Origin of the sequence: Bradyrhizobium sp. (assembly GCF_016462955.1) — a bacterium.
Lineage (GTDB): Bacteria > Pseudomonadota > Alphaproteobacteria > Rhizobiales > Xanthobacteraceae > Bradyrhizobium.
The window spans coordinates 1-2157 of record NZ_JAEMSD010000784.1 but is presented as its reverse complement, the minus strand read 5'-3'; the positions used below and the strand labels follow the sequence as shown (position 1 = coordinate 2157).

The window sequence follows — 2157 nt, the reverse complement described above, 5'->3', positions numbered from 1 at the left end:
GCGGATTTCCTGACGGCGAAGTGAGACGAGTTCTTTCCTCTCCCTCTCCCCACTTGCGGCAGGGCAATCGCATTTGAATATCGCAGAGGTCGTCATGCCCGGGCTTGTCCCGGGCATCCACGTTCTTTGTGCTGCGTGGCAGGGCGTGGATGGCCCGGACAAGCCCGGCCATGACGCTGCGGAGACAGACGGTATGCGATAGCCGTGCCACTTGCGGGGAGAGGGTTGGAAATGACAGCGGCCTCATACCCGTCATTGCGAGCGCAGCGAAGCAATCCGGAATCTTTACGCGGAGACAAACTGGATTGCTTCGCTACGCGGCAATGACGAGGATAGAACTTCAGTCCGACCTCTCAACGAGGTCGCGGAGACGACCCCTCGTACCCCTTACACGTCAGACCGTGAATGGCTGCGAGCGAGCATCCTCACCTCACCGTAAATTCCACCGGGATCGTAAAGCTCATCGAGCCGTTCTTGATCTCGTCCGGAAACGGCGGGAACGGCGCAGCCTGGCGGAGCATCGACATCGCCTGAGCGTCGAAGGCGGCGACGCCGGACGCACCACTGAGACGGCTCGCCGTCACCTGCCCGCCACGAGCGAGGGTGAAGCTGAGCCTTGCAACGCCGCGCTGGCCGCCGGCGCCGGCCGGATATGAGTGGAAGCGCATCAGATGGGCGCGGACGCGCTGGTTGTAGGTCGCGATTGCGGAGGCGGTCGCCCCCGCACTCATGGCGGAAGCCATCGGCGCCTCGCGCTCGGCACGCGCTGGTGCGCTGGTGCGCGGCGCCGGCGTGGCGTCCGACGGCTTCTTCGCCTCGCGGCGGACCACTTTCGGCTTCTCCAGCGCGGGCTTTTCCACCGGCACGATCTTCGCCGGTTCGGGCTTGGCCGGCACCGGCTGCAACTTCTGCTCGGGTGGTGCAACGACCTCCGGCCTTTCCTGCGGCGGGGTCGGCGCAATGGTCTCCTCGACGACCTGATGCTGCACCGGCTCCGGCGGCGAGGCATCTGCCTCCTGCATCGAGGGTCCCGGTGCGACGTCGTCCAGCGCCGGCTGCGGCGCCGACGTCACCGGCGACATGTCGATCATGATCGCGGGCAGGCTGACGCCCTGCTCCGGCTGCGAACTGAGCCAGTTCATCGCCAGCAGCGCCGCGGCGACATGCAACGCCACGATCGCCGCCGCTGAGCCCCCCCAGCGCGCGCCATCGCGCTCCTCAAGCGGCTGGTGCAAGGCAAAGGCGTTCGCGGCCATCAGCTGCGTCCGTCGAGGCCGACGAGAGCGACCTTGAGATAGCCGGCATTGCGCAAAGTGTTCATCACCTCCATCAAATCGCCATAGGAGACGGCCTTGTCGGCGCGCAGATAGATGCGCTCGTCCTTGCGGCCCTTGGTGGCGGCGGCAAGCGAGGTGCCGAGCGCCTCGCGGCCCACGAGTTCCTCACCCACCGCGATCGAAAGGTCCGGCTTGACGGTGACGAACACCGGCTTGTCGGGCCGCGGCGCCGGCTCGGCCGCGGTTGCCGGCAGATCAACGCCGATGTCGACAGTGGCAAGCGGGGCCGCCACCATGAAGATGATCAGCAGCACCAGCATTACGTCGATGAACGGGGTGACGTTGATCTCGTGGGTGACGTCGAGATCGCTGGCGTCGCTACGCGTGCCGAGCTTCGATGCGCCGAGCTTCGCGGCCATGGGCTACTCCGCCGCCCGCGCCAGACGGAAATGGCCGTGATCGCGCTGGCGGCTCAGCAGCAGCATCAGCTGCGCCGAGGCGTCGCCGAGCAGGGCACGGTAATTGGCAATGCCGCGGACGAGATGATTGTAGATCACGACCGCCGGGATCGCGGCGACGAGCCCTAGCGCAGTGGCGAGCAGCGCCTCCGCAATGCCGGGCGCGACCACAGCGAGACTGGTGGTGTGGCTCTCGGAGATGCCGATGAAGGAGTTCATGATGCCCCAGACGGTGCCGAACAGGCCGACGAACGGCGCGACGGCGCCGATGGTCGCGAGCACGCCGGTGCCGCGCGCGATCTGCCGGGACATCGCTGCCTCGACCCGCTCCAGCCGCAGCGCGACGCGTTCCTGGAGGCCGTCATCAAGCACGCCGCCGGAGAGCTCCGCTTCCCTGGCGCAGGACTGGATCAGCTGCGCAA

General features: G+C 67.0%; 3 protein-coding genes. All 3 read right to left on the bottom strand.

Features of this window, described 5'->3' with window-relative positions; all coding sequences use genetic code 11:
* Positions 1-425: 425 nt before the first annotated feature.
* Complete coding sequence (locus JHD07_RS38330) at positions 426-1256, bottom strand: energy transducer TonB (protein ID WP_291631681.1); 831 nt, start codon at positions 1254-1256, stop codon at positions 426-428.
* Complete coding sequence (gene exbD / locus JHD07_RS38325) at positions 1256-1696, bottom strand: TonB system transport protein ExbD (RefSeq protein WP_291631679.1); 441 nt, start codon at positions 1694-1696, stop codon at positions 1256-1258. The genes JHD07_RS38330 and exbD overlap by 1 nt, the downstream gene beginning before the upstream one ends.
* A gap of 3 nt (positions 1697-1699) precedes the next feature.
* Positions 1700-2157: tonB-system energizer ExbB (exbB, locus tag JHD07_RS38320; protein WP_291631677.1), on the bottom strand; the 458-nt coding region annotated here is incomplete at its 5' end.

Bases quoted from the DNA above. Each gene is read 5' to 3' on its own strand.
- JHD07_RS38330 (WP_291631681.1), bottom strand. From the start codon at position 1,256: ATGGCCGCGAACGCCTTTGCCTTGCACCAGCCGCTTGAGGAGCGCGAT.
- exbD (WP_291631679.1), bottom strand. From the start codon at position 1,696: ATGGCCGCGAAGCTCGGCGCATCGAAGCTCGGCACGCGTAGCGACGCC.